Below are 19,690 nucleotides of genomic sequence, written 5' to 3'. Positions count from 1 at the left end.
AATCAACCTTCCCGCGCCGCCGCCGCGGTTTTCAAACTGGCGGACCGCGTCGTCCGCAAACTCCACCGAATTGTTATCAAAACCGCTGAAAACCACCGGAATTCCGGGGATAAATGTGCCTTGGGTCTCAGTCGGGCGTGCGGGGCGCTACCCGCGGACCTTCTGGGTTCCGCGATTGAGCAGGTACACCAGGTAGATGCCGCCGATGCAGACAGTTACCACACCTACCGGCAGTTGGATCGGGGCGAAAAGCCGCTGGGCCAGCAGGTCTCCCAGCGCCAGCAGGAAGGCCCCGGTCAGCGCCGTCGGGATCAGGTTCAACGAGCCCCCGCCCACCAGGCGCCGCGCCAGCTGCGGGGCGACCAGCGCAACGAAAGCGATCGGGCCGGCCAGGGCGGTCACCGCGGAAACCAGCAGGACCGCCAGCGTCACCAGCACCAGCTTGGTGCGCTCGACCTTCATGCCCAGGGCGCTGGCCAGGTCGTCGCCCATCTGCAGCATCTGCAGGGACTTCGAGCCGACAAGCACCGCGGCCAGGGAGGCCAGCACGACAATCGACACGGGAATCACCCCGGCCCAGGTCACGCCGTTCAGGGTGCCGGCGCCCCACACTGCGGCGGCCATGGCCACGTCCAGTTCCGCGCGCAGTACCAGGTAGTGGTTGAACGAGGCAAGCACCGCGGAGACGCCGATGCCCACCAGGATCAGCCGGAATCCGTGGGTGCCGTTGCGCCAGGCCAGCAGGTACACCACGAAGGCGGTCAGCAGGCCGCCGGCCAGCGCGCCGAGGCTGGTGGCGAGGAATCCGCCGCCGACCACCGTCAGCACCACCAGCGCCCCGGTGTAGGCGCCGGTGGAGAAGCCGATGATGTCGGGGGAGCCCAGCGGGTTGCGGGTCAGCGTCTGGAAGACCGCGCCGGACACGGCCAGGCCGGCGCCGAAGACCAGTGCGGCGGTCGCCCGGGGCATGCGCCATTGCCAGACGACGGTGGTCTCCAGCCCCTCGCCGCCGCCGAAGAGGATCGTCAGGACCCGCCACGGGCTGAGAGAGTACTCGCCGCCGGATACCGCGAAGACGGTGGCCAGCAGGACGGCGGCCGCCAGGGCGAGCCCGACCGAGCGGGAGCGGGTGGAACGCTTCAGGCTCCGGGTCTTGTTGGTCGATACGATGCTCACAGGGCCGCCGCCTTGGGGCTGCGGGCCAGCATGATCAGCATCGGCGCGCCGATGAACGCGCAGACCACGCCGGCCTGCAGCTCGCCGGGAAGCATGACGCGGCCCAGCACGTCCGCGACGAGCAGGAGCATGGGTGCCAGCAGGCAGGTGTAGGCCATGACCCAGCCCGTGCCGGAACCTGCCAGCCGGCGCGCGGCATGCGGCGCCATCAGGCCGATGAAGCCGATGGCGCCCACCGCGGCGGTGGCCGAAGCAGCCAGGATGGTGATGGCGATCAGCACCAGGATGCGGGTGTTGCGCACGTTCACGCCCAGCGCGGTGGCCGCGTCGTCTCCGAGCGCCAGCCCGTCCAGCGACCGCGCGCAGAGCGCAGCGAGCAGGATTCCGACGGCGGTCAGCAGCGCCAGCGGAACGATGATGGAGGCGTCCCGGCCCTGCAGCGAACCGATGGTCCAGGCGCGCAGCTGGTCGAAGGCCTGCGGGCGCACTAGCGACAGGGCGGTGCCAAGTCCGGTGAAGATCGCGCCGATGGCTACACCCGAGAGCACCAGGCGCACCGGGTCCGAGGAACCCGCGCGGGGACGGCCGATCAGGTAGACCAGCGCTGCGGTGAGCAGGGCGCCGAGGAAGGCGAAGGGAACATAGCCGGCGAACCCCGAGACGCCCAGGAACCCGACAGCGGTCACGATGGCCAGCGAGGCGCCGGCGTTGACACCCAGGATGCCCGGTTCGGCCAGCGGGTTGCGTGTCAGCGACTGGGCCAGCAACCCTGCCACACCCAGCCCGGCGCCGGCGAAGACTGCCAGCAGCGCGCGCGGCAGCCGCGAGGACAGGATGAGGCTGCGCTCAACGGACTCCACGGGATCTGCCAGCGCGGAAAAAATTTGTTGCAGGCTCAGGGATTTTGAGCCGATGGTCAGCGACACGGTGGCCAGAGCGACCAGCAGGACCGCCAGCATCCCGAGAATCAACAAATGTTTGCTCGGTGACTTGCTACGTTGCAAATCATCGGGTGGAGATAAGGTCTTCACGGTGTGGGGGTCGCACTTTCACGCTGAGAATGGTGACTGGAACACCTTATCGTGAATGTTGCAGTAGATGATGCTTACCTATCAAGGTGCGCAACTGAATACGGTATATTGGCGTTGTGAATTTCTTGAACACTCGTACTTCGTGGGGCCGCACCATCCTCGGCGCCACCGCTGCACTCATGGTTGCAGTCACCGCCGGCTGCGGCGCAGCCACCAGCACCTCGGACTCCAACGCCGGTAACAAGGACGTTGCCGTAGGCGGCCAGAGCTTCACGACCGCGGATGAGGAAACCGCCAAGTTCGGCTCGGATGCCGAAGCAGGCCAGTTCCCCCGCACCGTGACCCACGCCAACGGCACCACCGAAATCCAGGCCAAACCGCAGCGCGTGGTCGTGCTGGATACCGGTGAGCTGGACGCGGTGCTCTCCCTGGGCGTCACCCCGGTAGGCATCCCGTCCACCGAGGGCGCGAACTCCGTGCCGAGCTACCTGGCCGACGAGGTCAAGGATGCCAAGACCGTGGGCACCATCCAGGAGCTGAACCTGGAGGCCATCGCCGCGCTGAACCCGGATCTGATCATCGGCTCCCAGCTGCGCGCAGACAAGCTGTACAGCCAGCTCAACCAGATCGCCCCGACCGTCTTCTCCATCCGCCCGGGCTTCCCGTGGAAGGAGAACTTCCTGCTGGCCGGCGAGGCGCTGGGCGAGGAAACCAAGGCGGTTTCCGTGCTGAACGACTACCAGGCCAAGGCCACCGCGCTGAACGAAGACGTCGAGGGCGATCCGAAGATCTCGCTGCTGCGCTTCATGCCGGAGAAGATCCGCCTGTATGCCAACAAGTCTCTGATCGGCGTGATCCTGGCCGACGCCGGATTCTCTCGTCCGGACAACCAGGACATCGACGACCTGGCCGCAGAAATCTCCGCGGAGAACCTGGCGGATGCCGACTCCGACTGGCTGTTCTACACCTCCTACGGAACCCCGGAAGCCACCGGCGAGAAGGCCGCGGTGGAAGGTCCGCTCTGGGGCCAGATGCAGGCGGTCAAGGACGGCCAGGCCATCCGCGTGAACGACGACGTCTGGTTCCTGGGCCTGGGCCCGACCGGCGCCAACCAGATCCTGGACGACCTGCGCGGCTACTTGGTCAAGTAGCGCCGAAAAAGACAACACAGCGGTGCCGCCCTTCATTCAGAAGGGCGGCACCGCCGTGTTCGTCCCGGAGATTCCCTAGGCCAGCAGCTGGCGCTTGGAGGAAATCACGCCGGTGTTGAATCCGGCCAGGCGCAGCCCGCCGTGGAAGCGGGCATGCTCGATCTTCACGCAGCGGTCCATGACCACGTTCAGGCCCGCGGCCTCGGCACGGTGGGCCACTTCTTCATGCCAGGTGCCCAGCTGCAGCCACAGGGTCTTCGCCCCGACCGCCAGCGCCTCGTCCAGCACGCCCGGGATGTCCTCGTGCTTGCGGAACACCTCGACCAGGTCCGGGGACTCCGGCAGGTCGGCCAGCGACTTGTACACCGGCTGGCCCAGGATCTCGTCCAGCACCGGGTTGATGAAGTACACCTTGTACTTCGAGGAGGACAGCAGGTAGGTGGCCACGAAGTAGCTGGCCCGCGAGGGCTTGTTCGAGGCGCCGACAATCGCGATGGTCTTGGTGTCGCGCAGGATGTTCAGGCGCTGCGCGGCGCCCGGGCCCTGCCAGGTGCGTTCAGCGGTGCTCATTAGTTCGCTCCCTTCGAAGCGGCGGGAACGGCGCAGGATGCTCCGTCGTAGGCCGGTGCCGCGAAGTCGGACTCCAGCGTGCCTTCCTGCGAGGCGGCCAGCGCCTGGTCGAGGTCCCAGAGGATGTCCTCGACGTCCTCCAGGCCGACCGACAGGCGGATCAGGTCTTCCGGAACGCCGGCGGCGACCAGCTGTTCGGCGCTGAGCTGCTGGTGGGTGGTTGAGGCGGGGTGCAGCACCAGGGTGCGGGCGTCGCCGATGTTCGCCAGGTGGCTTGCCAGCTGCAGCGCGTCGATGAACTTGGCGCCGGCCTCGCGGCCGCCCTTGACACCGAAGCTGAAGACCGAGCCGACGCCCATCGGCAGCAGCTTGGCTGCCTGCTCGTGCTGCGGGTGGGATTCCAGCCCCGCGTAGTTCACGTAGGTGACTCGCTCGTCGGCTTCCAGCCAGGCGGCGACCTGCTTGGCGTTGGAAAGGTGGTTGTCCATGCGCTGGGGCAGGGTCTCCAGACCCTGCAGCAGCTGGAAGGCCGACTGCGCCGGCAGCGCCGGGCCGAAGTCGCGCAGCTGCTCGCTGCGCAGCTTGGTCAGGAAACCGTATTCGCCGAAGTTGGCCCACCAGGAGACGTTGCCGTAGCTGGCCACCGGCTCGGTCATGGTCGGGAACTTGCCGTTGCCCCAGTTGAAGGTGCCTGACTCGATGACCACGCCGCCCAGGGTCGTGCCGTGGCCGCCGATGAACTTGGTGGCCGAGTGGATCACGATGTCCGCGCCGTGCTCGATCGGGCGCAGGATGTACGGCGGAGTCAGCGTGGAGTCGACCACCAGCGGGATGTCGTGGCGATGCGCCACCTCGGCCAGTCCGGCCAGGTCCGCGATGTCTCCGGAAGGGTTGGCCACGACCTCGGTGTAGACGGCCTTGGTGTTCTCGCCGATCGCCGCCTCGAAATCGGCCGGGTCGTTGGAGTCGACGAAGGTGGTGTCGATGCCGAAGCGGCGCAGCGAGACGTCCAGCTGCGTAATGGTGCCGCCGTAGAGCTTGGCCGAGGCCACGATGTGGTCGCCGGCCTGGGCCAGCGCGGCGAAGGTGACGAACTCCGCGGCCATGCCGGAGCCGGTGGCTACCGCGCCGAGGCCGCCTTCCAGCGAGGCCATGCGTTCCTCGAACGCGGCAACGGTCGGGTTGCCGATGCGCGAATAGATGTTCCCGTACTTCTGCAGGGCGAACAGGTTCGCGGCATCGTCGGCGTCCTTGAAGACGAACGAGGTGCTCTGGTAGATCGGCACCGCGCGGGCGCCGTGCTCGGCATCGGGGGTGCCTCCGGCGTGCAGCGCGCGGGTGCGGAATCCAAACTTGTGGTCTGCCATGGTGGCTTATGACTCCTTGTCGATACGTTCTTGGCCTCCGTGCCGAACACGGAAGCCATCGAGGCAGGAATCCCGGTCAATGTCGCTTGAACGCCGGGTAGGCGGAAAGCAGCTCCATCGTTTCTGGCGGTAGCACCGTATCCACCGGCTGTGGCAGGTTGCTGCGGCGTCATCGAACCAGATCTCTCGGCCGCTCGGGATGGTTGTAACAATCTTCGCAACATGACCGAAAATGACCCAACTATGAGTCGTAACGTTGCGTATTGCTTCCCTCGCCACAGATTCTTCGATACCTTTGCGCTGCGCTTATGCTCGAGTCATGGACACCGCGCTGGCATTGGTACGACATGGGCAGACCGACTGGAACCTGGCTGGCCGCCTGCAGGGCCGCACCGATATCGAGCTGAACGAGACCGGACGCCACCAAGCACGCAGCCTGGGGCGCTTCCTGAAGGGCAAAGGCTGGGATCTGCTGCTGGCCTCCCCGCTGGCCCGCGCCCAACAGACTGCGGCGCTGATCGCCGAGCAGCTTGGGGCGGAGACCGGACCGGCGGTGCACACCCTGACCGAGCGCAGTTTCGGCCCGCTGGAGGGGCGCATCATGGCCGAGGTCAGCGATCTGGAAGCCGCCGAGGTGCAGCACGAACTGGAAACCCACCAGCAGATCCTTGACCGGGCGCTGCCTGCGCTGCTCCAGCTGGTGCAGGAGCACGCGGGGCGCAGGATCATGGTCGTCAGCCACGGCGCGACCATGCGCACTATCCGCGACGCGCTCGCCGGAAGCCGGCAGCCCCAGGGCGTGGAGAACGGCGAAGTGATCGACATCGACCTGAAGCGGCTGGAAGAAATCGCCGCTGACTTGGACACGGTGCGCCTGTAGCTGGCTTCTCCAATTGCGCCTTGGCGCCGCGGAGCAAAAAATTTTCGCTGCCGACCTCACAAACGGCGCCTGCGGTACGTTTACAAGGTGAGAGCCCGCAAGGGGAAGCAGCTGCCGGGAGAGCCATGCAGATACCGTTCGAACGGATTGTCCAGGACCATGGGCTGGCCGTGCTGCGTGTGTGCCGTGCCCTGCTGGATGAGCATCGCGCCCAGGATGCGTGGTCGGAAACGTTCCTAGCCGCGCTCAAGGCCTATCCGGATCTGCCGGATGATGCCAACGTGCAGGCCTGGCTGGTCACCATCGCCCATCGCAAGGCCATCGACGAACTGCGCAAGAACCCGTCCGAGGTGTTGGCCGAGGTGCTGCCCGAGACAGAAGTCGGGCAGGCGGGACGGCCCGAAGCCAGGATCATGGATGGAGAACTGTGGCAGGCGGTCAAGGCGCTGCCTCAGAAGCAGCGTTTCGTGCTCGCCTACCGGTACCTGGGCGGGTTGAGCTACGCGCAGATCTCGCAGATCCTTTCAGGTTCCGAAGCGGCCGCCCGCCGCGCGGGCAGCGACGGAATCAAGAACCTGCGTGCCCATTGGAAGCACGCGCAGATGCTGGAGGAGTTGTCATGAGCGAACGGACTACCGCCTTCCCGGCGACGCGGGACGAAGAACGGATCCTGGCCGAATTGAACAAAAAATTTGTTCATGATGCCCGCCGCCAGCAGTTGATCGAGATCTCCTACCGCATTGTCGACAGCCCGATCGGAGGGCTGCTGCTGGCCTCCACGGAGGCCGGGCTGGTCCGGGTGGCCTTTGAAACCGAGGGGCATGAGCGCATCCTCGATGTCCTGGCGCACAAGGTGGGCCCGCGGATCCTGAAGGACGACAGATCGCTCGACGACGCGGCCAGGCAGCTCGACCAATACTTCTCCGGCGCGCTGCAGGAGTTCAGCCTGCCGCTGGACCTGCGGCTTTCCACCGAGTTCCGTCGGCAGGTGCAACTGGAGCTGGGCCGCATCGCCTACGGGCAGACCCAGAGCTACGCCCAAGTGGCCGAGCACATCGGCAAGCCGAAGGCGGTGCGGGCCGTCGGCTCGGCCTGCGCCACGAACCCGCTGCCCATTGTGCTTCCGTGCCACCGCGTGCTGCGCACGGACGGTTCGCTGGGCGGCTACCTCGGGGGACTGGGCGTGAAAACGCAGCTGCTGAAGCTGGAGAACCCGGAATTCGGCGGCGGCGAAGCCACCCTGTTCTGAGCATGCCGCCAACACTGTGCCGGCAGCAACTGCAAATGAAGAGACCGGTGGCCGCCGCCTTCCCGAAGGAAGGCGGCGGCCACCGGCTTCTCAGCTAGAAGCTAGCGCAAGGGAACTAGTTCTTGCGGGCCAGCTCGAAGCGGTCTGCGTCCATGAGCTTGGCCCAAGCCGCTGCGAAGTCCTTGACGAACTTCTCCTTGGCATCGTCCGAAGCGTATACCTCGGCGAGGGCGCGCAGCTCGGAGTTGGAACCGAAGACCAGATCCACGCGGCTGCCGGTCCAACGGCCGTCGGTGGTGGTGTAGGTCTGCTCGTCTGCCGACGGGGTCCACTCCAGGCCGAGCTCCAGCAGGTTCGCGAAGAAGTCGTTGGTCAGTGCGCCCGGGGTGTCGGTGAAGACGCCCAGGTTGGAGCCGTCCCAGTTATTGCCGATAACGCGCAGGCCGCCGAGCAGCACGGTCATCTCCGGAGCCGACAGGCCCAGCAGGTTCGCGCGGTCGATCAGCAGGTACTCGCTTGGCAGGTCCAGGAAGCCCGAGTCGTAGTTGCGGAAGCCGTCGGCGACCGGCTCCAGCCAGGCGAACTGCTCGACGTCGGTCTGCTCCTGGGTGGCGTCTACGCGACCCGGGGTGAACGGAACTTCTACCTGCTGGCCTGCGGCCAGGGCAGCCTGCTCGACACCCACGTTGCCGGCCAGGACCACGACATCGGCGAAGGAAGCCTTGATCTCGGAGGTGGCGTTGAACTGGTCAACGATTTCCTCGAGCTTGGCGATCACCGGCTTCAGCTGCGCTGGCTGGTTGACCGACCACGAAACCTGCGGCTCCAGGCGGATGCGGCCGCCGTTGACGCCGCCTCGCTTGTCCGAGGAACGGAAGGTCGCTGCGGCCTTCCACGCGGTGGAGACCAGCTGCTGCACCGACAGTTCGGCGCCGTTGATCAGGGACTTCAGCTCGGCGATTTCCTTGGCACCCAGGGTGACCTCAGGAGCTGCCGGCAGCGGATCCTGCCAGAGCAGATCCTCGGCCGGAACCTCCGGGCCGAAGTAGCGGGACTTCGGGCCCATGTCGCGGTGGGTCAGCTTGAACCAGGCACGGGCGAAGGCATCGGCGAACTGGTCCGGGTTCTCCTTGAAGTTCTTGGAGATCGGGCCGTAGATCGGGTCGAAGCGCAGAGCCAGGTCGCTGGTCAGCATGCGCGGTTCGCGGTGCTCCAGGGTATCGAATGCCGGCTGGACCAGGCCTGCGCCGCCGCCGTTGACCGGGCGCCATTGCTTGGCACCTGCCGGGGACTCGAAGAGCTCCCACTCGTAGGCGAAGAGGATGTGGAAGAACTCGTTGTCCCAACGGGTTGGGTGGTAGGTCCAGGTGACCTCGAGGCCGGAAGTCACGGTGTCCGCGCCCTTGCCGGTGCCGTGGCCGTTCTTCCAGCCCAGGCCCTGCATTTCCAGCGGGGCTGCTTCCGGATCCGGGCCGATCTTGTCATCGGCGTGGGCGCCGTGGGTCTTGCCGAAGGTGTGGCCGCCGGCGATCAGGGCTACGGTCTCTTCGTCGTTCATGCCCATGCGGCGGAAGGTTTCGCGGATGTCGATGGCCGAAGCCAGCGGATCCGGGTTGCCGTCCGGGCCCTCAGGGTTGACGTAGATCAGACCCATCTGGACTGCAGCCAGCGGGGCTTCCAGGTCACGCTTGCCGGTGTAGCGCTCGTTGTCCAGCCACACCTTCTCCGGGCCCCAGTAGACGTCGTCGTCAGCTTCCCAGACGTCCTTGCGTCCGCCGCCGAAACCGAAGGTCTCGAAGCCCATGTCTTCGAGAGCCACGTTGCCGGCAAGCAGGATCAGGTCGGCCCAGGAGATGGCCTGGCCGTACTTCTTCTTCACTGGCCACAGCAGACGGCGAGCCTTATCCAGCGACACGTTGTCCGGCCACGAGTTCAGTGGCGCGAAGCGCTGCTGGCCTGCGCCGCCGCCGCCACGGCCGTCGTGGGAGCGGTAGGTGCCGGCGGAGTGCCATGCCATGCGGATGAAGAACGGACCGTAGTGTCCGAAGTCTGCTGGCCACCAGTCGTGGGACTGGGTCATGATTTCAGCCAGATCGGCCTTGACGGCCGCCAAGTCGAGGGCGCTGAAGGCCTCGGTGTAGTCGAAGTCCTCGTCCAGCGGGTTCGAAACCTGCTGGTTCTTGGCCAGGATCTTCAGGTTCAGCTTGCTCGGCCACCACTCGGTGTTGGCGTTGCCCTGGGTTGGGTGCACTCGGCCAGCGCCGACTACTGGGCACTGACCTGCTGTCGTCTCAGACATATGCTCTTCCTTCCGGTTTAAGGGGTTTTTGGGGCAGCGTCCGCCGGGAGGCTTTCAGCCCATCCGGCGGGGCTTGGGAACTAAGGGGTGCTTTTCAGCTGTTCAAGGCTTGGCAATCCGGGCATTTGCCCCAGTAGATCACTTCGGCTTCATCTATCTGGAAGCCGTGATCGTCTGAGGCGTGCAAACACGGAGCTGCCCCGACCGAACAATCGACATCCGCCAGCTGCCCGCAGGAGCGGCACACCACATGGTGGTGATTGTCGCCAACGCGGGTCTCATAGCGGGCGATGTGCCCCTGAGGCTGGATCTGCCGCACAACACCCAGACTCGTGAAGAGCTTGAGCGAGTCGTATACCGCCTGGTGGGACACATGCGGATGCTCCTCATGCACAGCCGAAATAATGGTTTCGGTGTCGGCATGGGGGTTCGCAGTCACCGCCGCGAGTACCGCAACGCGAGGTTGCGTCACCCGCATGGATGCCTCTTTCAGCACCTGCTCGATCCCTGCCTTTGATGTCATGTCTCAAGCATGCCTACTTATTTTGAATGAGTCAAGATAAGAATCGGTGTGTTGCGGGTTACTTTTTCCCGAACAGGGGATGAATGTTCTCGAGTATGGCTTGACATGCATATATGCGTCTCCATGGATGTAATTGGTTTCAAGGATCCCAGCTCTCCCTGATCCATGCGGTGGCCACGGAACTGCGCGCTTCGAGGCGGCGGGCGCCGCTCTCGGGCGTAGCGGGGCATCTTTGAGCGGTGTGAATTTCTTGAATTCACGATCATGGGGAAAAGTTTTCTCCAATCTTTCAACAATCCCTTGTCGAAAATATCCGAATATATCCAACTTTATTGCGGTATAAATTAGACAAATTCAACCGGCGACGAAGCTCACACTCGATGCCTGCATTCCTCTAGTCACGGGAAACATCGATCGTAATTCCGTGTATTGGAAGGGCTGGATGATTCGTGAAGTTTGACCTTTATGTCGATCTCACTAATGATGGAAAAGCCCTAATTGGGCCCGTTTGAGCCAAGGTTCGACAAATAATTTCCGCCAAATTGTCTGGTTTGTACGTAGAGTATGGGCACAAGCACGCAAGCTTTCATCGTGTGCCGCGGGTCGATCTTGGATTCAGTGAACCGAAGCAGTCAAAGCAATCCTCAACCGAATGCACTAGCCGGATGGCGTTCCCCCGCAAGGGAGCTGGCGCCCCCGATAGTCAGGTGGCCGATATGCTCGGCCCCTGCCTGGCTGGTGGGGAAAGAACGCAATGAAGCAGAGTGACCAATCAATAGAAGAGATCGTTGGCGAGCTGCACTCAGCTCGGCAGCGTAAGCCGAAGAAGTACAAGCTCGAAGGCACCGACTACTGGGTGTTCGGCATTGCCGGAGCACTCGCACTGGCCTTCATCATCTGGGGTTTCATCACGCCCGATGGACTGGGCACAGTAGCGGACGCAGCCCTTGACTGGGTCATTACCAATACGGGCTGGCTGTTCATCATCGCCGCCTCGGTCTTCGCCGTCTTCGCCATCGTCGTGGCGGCCAAGAACTTCGGCCGCATCCCGCTGGGCAAGGACGACGAGAAACCTCAATTCAGCACGGTGTCGTGGATTTCCATGATGTTCGCAACCGGCATGGGCATCGGACTGGTGTTCTACGGTGTCGGCGAACCCCTGTTCTTCTACATGTCCCCTCCACCGGGAACCGTCGAGGGGCAGACGGATGCGGCGCTGAGCACCGCCATGGGCACCACGCTGTTCCATTGGACCCTGTTCCCGTGGGCCATGTATGCAATCGTGGGCCTGGGCATGGCCTACGGCAGTTTCCGCCTGGGGCGCCCGCAGCTGTTCTCCTCGATGTTCACCCCGATCTTCGGCGACCGGGCCATCCATGGATGGGGCGGCCGCGTCATCAACATCCTGGCCATCATCGCCACGCTGTTCGGCTCGGCCTGTTCCCTGGGGTTGGGCGCGTTGCAGATCGGCGGCGGCATCCAGGCCACCGGCATGATGGAAAAGGTCGGATCCGGAGTCCTGGTCGTGATCATCGCGATCCTTACGGCGCTGTTCGTGGCCTCGGCGGTCTCCGGCATCGAGCGCGGCATCCAATGGCTGTCGAACACCAATATGGTGCTGGCAGTGATCCTCGCCCTGATCGTGTTCATCGGCGGGCCGACCCTGTTCATCCTCAACGTCATCCCGAACGCCATCGGTTCGTTCATCGGCGACCTGCCGCAGATGGCCTCGCGCACCGCGGCCTCGGGCGATGAAGCGGTTTCCTCCTGGCTGTCCTCGTGGACCGTGTTCTACTGGGCCTGGTGGGTCTCCTGGACCCCGTTCGTGGGCCTGTTCATCGCGCGTATTTCCCGCGGCCGCACCATCCGCCAGTTCGTGACCGGCGTGCTGCTGGTGCCTTCCACGGTGACTCTGCTGTGGTTCGCGATCTTCGGCGGCGGAGCCATCGGCATCCAGGAGCGCGCGGAGCGTGCCGGGGATACCTCGGCGCAGTTGGCGCAGATCGTGGACGGCGCTCCGGACATCAACTTCGACCTGATTCTCTTCGACATGCTGGGACAGCTTCCGGTTGCCGGATGGGTGTCGGTGGTGCTGATGGTGCTGGCAGTGCTGCTCATCGCGATCTTCTTCGTCACCGGAGCGGACTCCGCGTCCATCGTGATGGGCGCCCTGAGCGAGAAGGGCGCCGAGAACCCCACGCGGAAATCGGTCGTCTTCTGGGGTGTGGCCACCGGAGCGGTGGCTGCCGTGATGCTGCTGGCGGGCGGCGACAATCCAGCCGAAGCGCTGAACGGCCTGAAGAACATCACCATTGTGTCGGCGCTGCCGTTTGTCGTCGTGATGCTTCTGTTGTGCGTGGCCATCTGGAAGGACCTGAGCAAGGATCCGCTGGTGCTGCGCAGCACCGTGGCGCGCCAGGTCCTGGAGAATTCGGTCTCGCGCGGCGTGGACCGCCATGAGGGCGGCGGATTCAGTCTGATGACCACCGAGATTCCGGTGGTCGAGGCGGCGAAGCTGGGCACCGAGGACGGGACGGTGGTGGAAGAGCGCGAAGTGCTGCTGGCCACCGAACCAGCTGACCCAACCGAGCCAACCGACACGGCCGGGCCGAAGCCCGGCGATCCGAAGAAATCCTGACACCGACTGATGGGCTGCCCCGGCAAGGCAACCGGAACTGAACAAGCTGGCCGGGCCCGTGCATGGTGCACGGGCCCGGCCAGCTTCTAATCAATGCGGACAGCGGCTGCGGTCAGCCCCGGGCGCGGCAGATCTCGTTGATTTCCGGGATGCACGGCTCATTTTGCAGGCTTGTCGTGTCGCCCAGCGTGGTGCCCTCGAAGAGCTGGGTGAGCAGGCGCCGCATGATCTTCCCCGAGCGGGTCTTCGGGACGTCCGGAACCAGCACCACATCGCGCGGCTTGGCGATCGGGCCGATCTGAGCGGCCACGGTGCCGCGCAACTGGGCGATGAACTCGGCCTGGCGTGCGGCGGTGGCCTCATCGGGATCCAGCGCGATCAGCGACTTGTCCAGCGGGACCACGAACGCGGTGGCCGCATGCCCGGTCTTGGCATCCTGGGTCGGGCAGACCCCGGCCTCCACCACGCCGGCGTTGGTGACCAGTGCCGACTCGATCTCGATGGTTGACAGCCGGTGCCCGGAAATGTTGATCACGTCGTCCGTGCGGCCGAGGATGTAGATGTCCCCGTCCTCATCGAAGCGCGCGCCGTCCCCGGCGAGGAACCAGCCCTGCTCGACGTATTGCTGCCAGTAGCTGGTGTAGTAGCGCTGCGGGTTGCCCCACACGGTGCGGGCCATGGACGGCCCGGTCTCGGTGATGACGATGTTTCCCTGCTGGTTCGGCCCCACGGTGTTCCCCGCTGCGTCCACGATGTCCACGCTCACCCCGGGCAGAGCGCGCGCGGCGCAGCCCGGCTTGAAGTGGGTGTCGGTGGGCAGCGGGGAGAGGATGGTCGCCCCGGACTCCGACTGCCACCAGGTATCCACCATGGCGATGCCTTCGGCGGTGTCGCGGCCTACCTGGGAGCGCAGCCAGCGCCAGGCCTCGGGGTTCACCGATTCGCCTACGGTGCCGCCGATCTTGATCGAGGACAGGTCATAGCTGGCAGGGATGCCGTCCGGGAACCAGCCCATCAGCGAACGGACCAGGGTCGGCGCGGTGTAGTAGCTGGTCACGCGGTAGCGTTCGATGATCTCGAAGTGGCGTCCCGGGTGCGGGGCATTCGGCACGCCCTCATAGATGATCTGGGTGACGCCGTTGGCCAGTGGACCGTAGATCTCGTAGGTGTGCGCGGTGACCCAGGCCAGGTCCGCGGTGCACCAGTGCACGTCGTCGGCGCGCTGGGCCCGGTCCGGGTTGGCAAACAGCAGGTTGTAGCTGTAGGCCGCCTGGGTGAGGTAGCCGCCGGTGGTGTGCACCAGGCCCTTGGGCTGGCCGGTGGTTCCGGAGGTGTACATGATGAACAGCGGGGTCTCGGAGTCGAAGAACTGTGGGGTGTGCTCGGTGGACTGGGTCTCGACGACCTCGTGCCACCACACGTCGCGGCCTTCGGTCCAAGCGATGTCATCGCCGGTGCGGCGGATGACCAGCACCTTCTCGATGCTGTTCTCCCCGGACACGGCCTGGTCGGCATTGTCCTTCACCGGCACCGAGGTGCCGCGGCGGAACTGCCCGTCGGTGGTGACCAGCAGCTTCGCCTTGGTGTCTTCCACGCGGAATTTCAGGGCCTCTGCGGAGAACCCGCCGAAAACCAGCGAGTGGATGGCGCCGATGCGGGCGCAGGCCAAGGTGATCACCACGGTTTCGATGAGCACCGGCAGGTAGATGACCACGCGGTCGCCCTTGGTGATGCCCAGCTCCAGCAGCGCGTTGGCGGCCTGCGAGACGCGTTCTTGCAGGTTCTTGTAGGTGACCGCGATGCGGTCGCCCGGTTCGCCCTCGAAGTACAGGGCCACCTTGTCCCCGTTGCCGGCGGCCACGTGGCGGTCCGCGCAGTTCACTGCGGCGTTCAGCGTGCCGCCCAGATACCAGGAGATCTGCGGGCCGCGCTGGGCCTGGGGATCCGCCGGAATGATCTGACTGGTAGTGTGCCAGGGGGTTTCCCAATCCAGAAGGTTTGCCGCTTCGTCCCAGAATTCATGGCGGTTCTCCGTGGTCGCGGCTGCTGTGCTGGATGCCAATTCGGTGGTCATTGCGGTTTTCCTTGGGTTGAAATGCGAAATCGGGTGGTGGCGGACTAGGACATGGGCTGTGTCGGTGCCCGGTTTACGTCCAGCGCCGGATGGCCCAGCGTTCGGCCACCGACAGCAGGGCGTCGGTGATCTTGCCGAAGATCGCGAGCAGGATGATGGTCAAGATCAAGCGGTCCAGACGGCCGTTGTTCTGCGAATCCGTCAGGAGGAATCCGAGCCCCATCGAGGCGCCGAGCAATTCTGCTGCCACGAGGAACAGCCAGGCCTGGGCCAGTGCAAGCCGGAGTCCGGAGAAAATGGACGGGACCACTGCCGGCAGCTGTACCGTACGCAGCAGGTTCAGGCCCTTGAACCCGAAGGAGCGTGCGGCTTCCACCAGCTGCGCATCGACGTGGCGCAGGGCCAGCGAGACGGTGGTGAAGACCGGGAAGAACGCGCCGATGATGATCAGCGTGACCTTGGAATCCTCGCCCATCTTCATCCACAGCACCAGCAGCGGTACCCAGGCAAGTGAAGGGACCGCGCGCAGAGCCCCGATGCTCAGGCTCAGCAGGGCGTCGGCGAGCTTGGACAGGCCCACCAGCGCGCCAAAGAGCAATCCGAGCAGCGAGCCGATCGCGAAGCCCAGTAGGACTCGCTGGGTGGAGATTCCGACATGCTTGCTCAGATCTCCGTCTTGGAACAGCTCACCGGCCGCGGCGAGCACCGCACCCGGGGTCGGCAGCGACCAGGGGGCGACGATGCCGCTGACCGTGACGTACTGCCATACCGCGACAATGACCACCGGCAGGATCAAGGACAACAGCCACTTGGGCGCCTGCAGGATCCGAGCGGCGAAGCCAGGTTTGTGCCGGTCGGCAGCGGCAGAGCTGCCGCCGGCTGCCTGGGAAATCTGAGTTGGCGTGGACATGATGATTACTCTCCGGAAATGTTCTTGGCGTCGGCCTTGGTGGCGAACTGATCATCCACCAGGGTGGCCAGCGCTTCGTCAACGGTTTCCTGCTTGGATACGTCGCCGCTGGCAACCAAGGTAGGGGCGATGTTGCCGAGCACCTTGGTGAAGGATTCGCCGGGAACGGTGTCCACGTCCAGGTTCGAGCGTTCGTTGATCACCGTCTGGGCGACTTCGGACTCCAGTCCTGCGACCTCGGCCAGGATGTCCGCGGTTTCGTCCGGATTCGCAACGGCCCATTCGCGGGCCTTCTCGTACGAGTCGACCACCAGCTGGGCCAGCTCCGGGCTTTCCTCGATGAAGTCCGCGCGGGCATTCAGTGCGCCGTAGGTGTTGTAGTCCAGGTTGCGGTGGAACAGCTTGGCGCCGTCCTGTTCGGCGGCGGCCATGATCGGGTCGAGACCGGACCATGCGTCGACCGAGCCGTTGGCCAACGCGGTGCGCCCATCGGCGTGCTGGACGTTCTGCAGGGTGATGTCCTTTTCGCTCAGACCGGCCTCCTCAAGGGTCTGCAGCAGGAAGAAGTACGGATCAGTGCCCTTGGTAGCGGCGACCGACTTGCCCTTCAGATCTGCCGGGGTGGTGATCTTCGAGTCCTTGTTGACCACCAGCGCCGCCCATTCAGGCTGCGAGTAGAGCGAAATGGTCTTGATCGGCGAGCCGTTGGAGCGGGCCAGCAGTGCGGCGGAGCCAGCGGTGGAACCGACCTGCACCGCGTCGGCGCGCAGCGCTTCATTTGCCTTGTTCGATCCGGCGGATTGGATCCACTCGACGGTGACACCCTGTTCCTTGGCTGCCGCATCCAGCCAACCCTTTTCCTTGAGCACCAGGCTCAGCGGGTTGTAGGTGGCGTAGTCGATGGACAGGGTCTTGCCGTCGCCGGCTGCCGAGGCGTTCTCTCCGGCGCAGCCGGAGAGGGCTACGGCGCCGACGGCCAAGGCGGCGATGGACAGTGCGGTACGACGGGTGAAACGGTGTGCGAGCATGGAAATTCCTTGATTTGTGCGTGCGAGTGCAGCGGCTGCGTGGATGCAGCCGTAGAAGAAAGTCGAGATGCCGGTGGCGAAACCGGTATTAGTGGTTTGCGGTGTCGACGCCTAGCAGTCCCAGCAGGTGGGCGCGGTTGGTGACGAACAGTGCGTCGCTGTGGCTACGCGGGTGCGCCGCGGACAGCCGGAGGTCCTCGATGACCGTCGCTGACTGCTGGCCATTGGCACGCCCCAGGACGATCACCCGATCTGCCAGGGTCAGCGCCTCGTCGACGTCGTGGGTCACCATCAGGACGGTGGTCGGGAACGACGCATGGATGGACAGGAGCAGGTCCTGCATTTTCAGGCGGGTCAGTGCATCCAGTGCGCCGAATGGTTCATCGAGCAGCAGCACGCCGGGGCGGCGGGCCAGTGCTCGGGCGAGCGATACGCGCTGTGCCATGCCGCCGGAAATTTCGCGTGGCCGCAGATCGGCCGCGTGGGTCAACCCGGTCAGCTCCAGCAGCTGGTTGATGAGTTCAATGCCGGCCGGCTTGCTGGTCCCCGGAGCCAGTCCGAGTGCGATGTTCTCGCGCACCGAACGCCATGGCAGCAGCCGTGGCTCCTGGAAGGCCACCGCGCACAGCTCGTTGATGTCGTTGACTTCCCGGGTGCCGGTGAAGACGGCGCCACCCGTGGGATGGTCCAAGCCGGACACCGAGCGAAGCAGCGTCGACTTACCGCAGCCGCTGGCTCCGAGGATCGCCACCACCTGTCCTGCTTCGATGTGGAGGTTGACGTCTGCGAGGACGGTGCGCTGCTCCTTCTTGGTGGTGAAGGTGCGCGAGACATTGTGGAAGTCCACGGACAGCGCGCTGGATGCGCTGGTTGCAACCTCGGTCTGAGGCAGGGCAAAGGCAGTAGCCATGATCATCTCCATCGGTCCTGGCGGTAGCACCGGCCGTGAATTCCGGGAATTCAACGGTGGTTGCTGCGGCGTCATAGAGCCAGATCTCTCGGCCGCTCGGGATGGTTACGCATCCATTACATGCATTCGAACGATTCCATTGCAAATCCTGCGTAACATGAAAAATATTCGATCTGAACGCGTAATATGTGGGATATTTCGTTATTTATTTCATTGAACGTTGGTTTGATCGATCTTTGCCCCTCTTCCTTGGGTCATCTTCGGCGGTTCGCGGCAATCGGCACTCGCGAGCCTCTGCAACCCGTGCGTTTTCAGCGACGAAATATGACTACGGGGCTTGGAGCCGCCCGATTGTTACGGCTACAAATGATTACGACCCATCCAGAGCGGCTGAGAGATCTGGCTCCACGACGCCGCAGCAACCACCCATGACAGGGACGGTGCTACCGCCAGGATCGATGGAAAGAATCGAGGACTTTTTATGTCTTTTGGCGCACCCCAAAACGATTTTGAGGTGGACTTCAACACGCTGAGCACCCCGGGGGCCGGCAATGCGCTGGAGCTCGACGAGTTCACCGAAGACCGTCCGACCCGCCAGCTGCTCAAGATGACTCCGGGGCCGGGGGCCGACGAAGACTACGAGCGCCTTGCAGCGATTTTCCGTCCGGTGTTCGCCCAGATCGCCGCCGGCGCCAAGGAGCGCGACCGCAATCGCATCCTGCCCTTCGAACAGGTGGGCCTGCTGAACCGCGACCGCTTCGGGGCGTTGCGCCTGCCGGTCGCCGACGGCGGCCACGGCGCCCGGCTCAGCGACGTCTTCCGCCTGCTGATCGAGCTTTCCGAGGCCGATTCCCATATCGGCCAGCTCTGGCGCGCGCACATTGCCTTCGTCGAGGACGTGCTGCGCCTGCAGGACGAGCAGCTGAAGGCCAAGTGGTTCGCCCGCATCGCGGCCGGGCAGATCGTCGGCAACGCCTACACCGAAAACGGCGGCAACGCGCTGGGCACGCTGAATACCAAGTCCAGCCAGGTCGACGGCCGCTGGGTGGTCAATGGCGAGAAGTACTACTGCACCGGCACCATCTTCGCGGACTGGACCACCGTCGCGGTGGCCCATCCGGAGCGCCCGGGACGCCAGATCGCCGTGGTCTCTACCCAGCACAGCGGCGTGAAGATCCTGGACGACTGGGACGGCTTCGGCCAGGGGCTGACCGGTACCGGGACCACCGAGTTCCACCAGGTGCCGGTGGACAGCTTCATGCCGGAGGATCCCAACGACCCCGAGGCCTCGATCTTCCAGCTGGTGCTCATGGCGGTGCAGGCAGGCATCGGCCGCGCGGCGCTGAACGACATGCGCAGCTCGGTGCAGGCGCGCACCCGCAGCTTCACCACCGGCACCGGCGTCCCGGTGCACCGCGAACCGCAGGTGCTGCAGCTGGTGGGGGAGGTCTCCGCGGAGGTCTTCGCCGCGGACTCGGTGGTCATCGGAGCGGTGCTGGAGGTCGAAGCCGCGCTGCAGGACGCGCAGCTGAACGCGGAGGAGCGATTTGCGGTCTGCGAGCTGGCCGCCAACCGGGCGCAGACCATCGTGCAGCCGCTGGTCATCAGCGCCACCAGCAAGCTCTTCGACGGGCTGGGCGCCTCGTCCACCCGCAGCAGCTGCAACATGGACCGGCATTGGCGCAACGCGCGCACCATCGCCACCCACAACCCTGCCATCTACAAGGCGCGCATCGTGGGGGACTACGAGATCAACGGGGTCCAGCCCCAGCGCCTCTCGGTCACCGGCGACCTCGCCGCACCCACCGGGCACCACGCCGGCTAGCGGCCGCCGCGCCGCGCACCCACCAGACTTCCACTTCTCAACCACGAACAAGGGGCACA

General features: G+C 64.9%; 16 protein-coding genes and 3 riboswitches. Of the genes, 6 read left to right on the top strand and 10 right to left on the bottom strand.

Annotated elements, in window-relative coordinates; genetic code table 11:
* Positions 1-147 precede the first annotated feature (147 nt).
* Positions 148-1,176: an iron chelate uptake ABC transporter family permease subunit gene (locus ATC04_RS16790; RefSeq protein WP_181728133.1), complete on the bottom strand. Its 1,029-nt coding sequence runs from the start codon at positions 1,174-1,176 to the stop codon at positions 148-150.
* The gene (locus ATC04_RS16785; protein ID WP_231736021.1) at positions 1,173-2,147 is read right to left on the bottom strand and encodes an iron chelate uptake ABC transporter family permease subunit; all 975 of its coding nucleotides are present in this window, start codon (positions 2,145-2,147) and stop codon (positions 1,173-1,175) included. Before ATC04_RS16785 ends, ATC04_RS16790 begins: the two co-directional genes overlap by 4 nt.
* Before the next feature lie 239 nt (positions 2,148-2,386).
* Here ATC04_RS16785 and ATC04_RS16780 point away from each other — a divergent pair, with 239 nt between their 5' ends.
* On the top strand, positions 2,387-3,358 hold the full coding sequence (locus ATC04_RS16780) for an iron-siderophore ABC transporter substrate-binding protein (protein ID WP_082123782.1): 972 nt from the start codon (positions 2,387-2,389) through the stop codon (positions 3,356-3,358).
* A 75-nt stretch (positions 3,359-3,433) separates the two neighbouring features.
* Here ATC04_RS16780 and ATC04_RS16775 read toward each other — a convergent pair whose 3' ends face one another.
* Both ATC04_RS16775 and ATC04_RS16770 read right to left on the bottom strand, forming a co-directional pair.
* Positions 3,434-3,928 carry a CoA-binding protein gene (locus tag ATC04_RS16775; protein WP_047118123.1) on the bottom strand — a complete coding sequence of 165 codons (495 nt, stop codon included), beginning with the start codon at positions 3,926-3,928 and terminating at the stop codon, positions 3,434-3,436.
* The gene (locus ATC04_RS16770) at positions 3,928-5,295 is read right to left on the bottom strand and encodes an O-acetylhomoserine aminocarboxypropyltransferase/cysteine synthase family protein (protein WP_047118122.1); all 1,368 of its coding nucleotides are present in this window, start codon (positions 5,293-5,295) and stop codon (positions 3,928-3,930) included. The genes ATC04_RS16775 and ATC04_RS16770 overlap by 1 nt, the downstream gene beginning before the upstream one ends.
* A 111-nt stretch (positions 5,296-5,406) precedes the next feature.
* A riboswitch (SAM riboswitch) is annotated at positions 5,407-5,501 on the bottom strand.
* 113 nt (positions 5,502-5,614) lie between these two features.
* Between ATC04_RS16770 and ATC04_RS16765 the strand changes: the two genes are divergently transcribed.
* The 3 genes from ATC04_RS16765 (at position 5,615) to ATC04_RS16755 (ending at position 7,424) form a co-directional block, all read left to right on the top strand.
* Positions 5,615-6,175: a histidine phosphatase family protein gene (locus tag ATC04_RS16765; protein ID WP_047118121.1), complete on the top strand. Its 561-nt coding sequence runs from the start codon at positions 5,615-5,617 to the stop codon at positions 6,173-6,175.
* A gap of 125 nt (positions 6,176-6,300) precedes the next feature.
* Positions 6,301-6,798, top strand: coding sequence for a sigma-70 family RNA polymerase sigma factor (locus tag ATC04_RS16760; RefSeq protein WP_047118120.1), 498 nt, complete (start codon positions 6,301-6,303; stop codon positions 6,796-6,798).
* On the top strand, positions 6,795-7,424 hold the full coding sequence (locus ATC04_RS16755) for a methylated-DNA--[protein]-cysteine S-methyltransferase (protein WP_047118119.1): 630 nt from the start codon (positions 6,795-6,797) through the stop codon (positions 7,422-7,424). The genes ATC04_RS16760 and ATC04_RS16755 overlap by 4 nt, the downstream gene beginning before the upstream one ends.
* Positions 7,425-7,539: 115 nt before the next feature.
* Here ATC04_RS16755 and katG read toward each other — a convergent pair whose 3' ends face one another.
* Positions 7,540-9,723, bottom strand: coding sequence for a catalase/peroxidase HPI (katG, locus tag ATC04_RS16750; protein ID WP_047118118.1), 2,184 nt, complete (start codon positions 9,721-9,723; stop codon positions 7,540-7,542).
* A 94-nt stretch (positions 9,724-9,817) separates the two neighbouring features.
* On the bottom strand, positions 9,818-10,246 hold the full coding sequence (locus tag ATC04_RS16745; RefSeq protein ID WP_197413547.1) for a Fur family transcriptional regulator: 429 nt from the start codon (positions 10,244-10,246) through the stop codon (positions 9,818-9,820).
* Between the two features lie 754 nt (positions 10,247-11,000).
* On the opposite strand from ATC04_RS16745, the gene ATC04_RS16740 reads away from it, so the two are divergent.
* Positions 11,001-12,884 carry a BCCT family transporter gene (locus ATC04_RS16740; RefSeq protein ID WP_047118117.1) on the top strand — a complete coding sequence of 628 codons (1,884 nt, stop codon included), beginning with the start codon at positions 11,001-11,003 and terminating at the stop codon, positions 12,882-12,884.
* 112 nt (positions 12,885-12,996) lie between these two features.
* On the opposite strand, the gene acs is transcribed toward ATC04_RS16740, so the two are convergent.
* The 4 genes from acs to ATC04_RS16720 form a co-directional block, all read right to left on the bottom strand.
* Complete coding sequence (acs, locus tag ATC04_RS16735) at positions 12,997-14,958, bottom strand: acetate--CoA ligase (RefSeq protein WP_047118116.1); 1,962 nt, start codon at positions 14,956-14,958, stop codon at positions 12,997-12,999.
* Positions 14,959-15,031: 73 nt separating this feature from the next.
* Positions 15,032-15,868: an ABC transporter permease gene (locus ATC04_RS16730; RefSeq protein WP_047118115.1), complete on the bottom strand. Its 837-nt coding sequence runs from the start codon at positions 15,866-15,868 to the stop codon at positions 15,032-15,034.
* A 5-nt stretch (positions 15,869-15,873) separates the two neighbouring features.
* On the bottom strand, positions 15,874-16,896 hold the full coding sequence (locus tag ATC04_RS16725) for an aliphatic sulfonate ABC transporter substrate-binding protein (RefSeq protein ID WP_047118114.1): 1,023 nt from the start codon (positions 16,894-16,896) through the stop codon (positions 15,874-15,876).
* 88 nt (positions 16,897-16,984) lie between these two features.
* Complete coding sequence (locus tag ATC04_RS16720) at positions 16,985-17,806, bottom strand: ABC transporter ATP-binding protein (RefSeq protein ID WP_047118237.1); 822 nt, start codon at positions 17,804-17,806, stop codon at positions 16,985-16,987.
* Between the two features lie 5 nt (positions 17,807-17,811).
* A riboswitch (SAM riboswitch) is annotated at positions 17,812-17,914 on the bottom strand.
* Between the two features lie 266 nt (positions 17,915-18,180).
* Positions 18,181-18,271, top strand: a riboswitch (SAM riboswitch).
* A gap of 49 nt (positions 18,272-18,320) precedes the next feature.
* Here ATC04_RS16720 and ATC04_RS16715 point away from each other — a divergent pair.
* Complete coding sequence (locus ATC04_RS16715; protein ID WP_231736019.1) at positions 18,321-19,631, top strand: acyl-CoA dehydrogenase family protein; 1,311 nt, start codon at positions 18,321-18,323, stop codon at positions 19,629-19,631.
* The last annotated feature ends 59 nt before the right edge of the window (positions 19,632-19,690 follow it).

The sequence above is a fragment of the Arthrobacter sp. YC-RL1 genome (genome assembly GCF_001454985.1).
Taxonomy (GTDB): Bacteria; Actinomycetota; Actinomycetes; order Actinomycetales; family Micrococcaceae; genus Glutamicibacter; species Glutamicibacter soli.
This window is presented reverse-complemented; position numbering and strand designations above follow the sequence as displayed.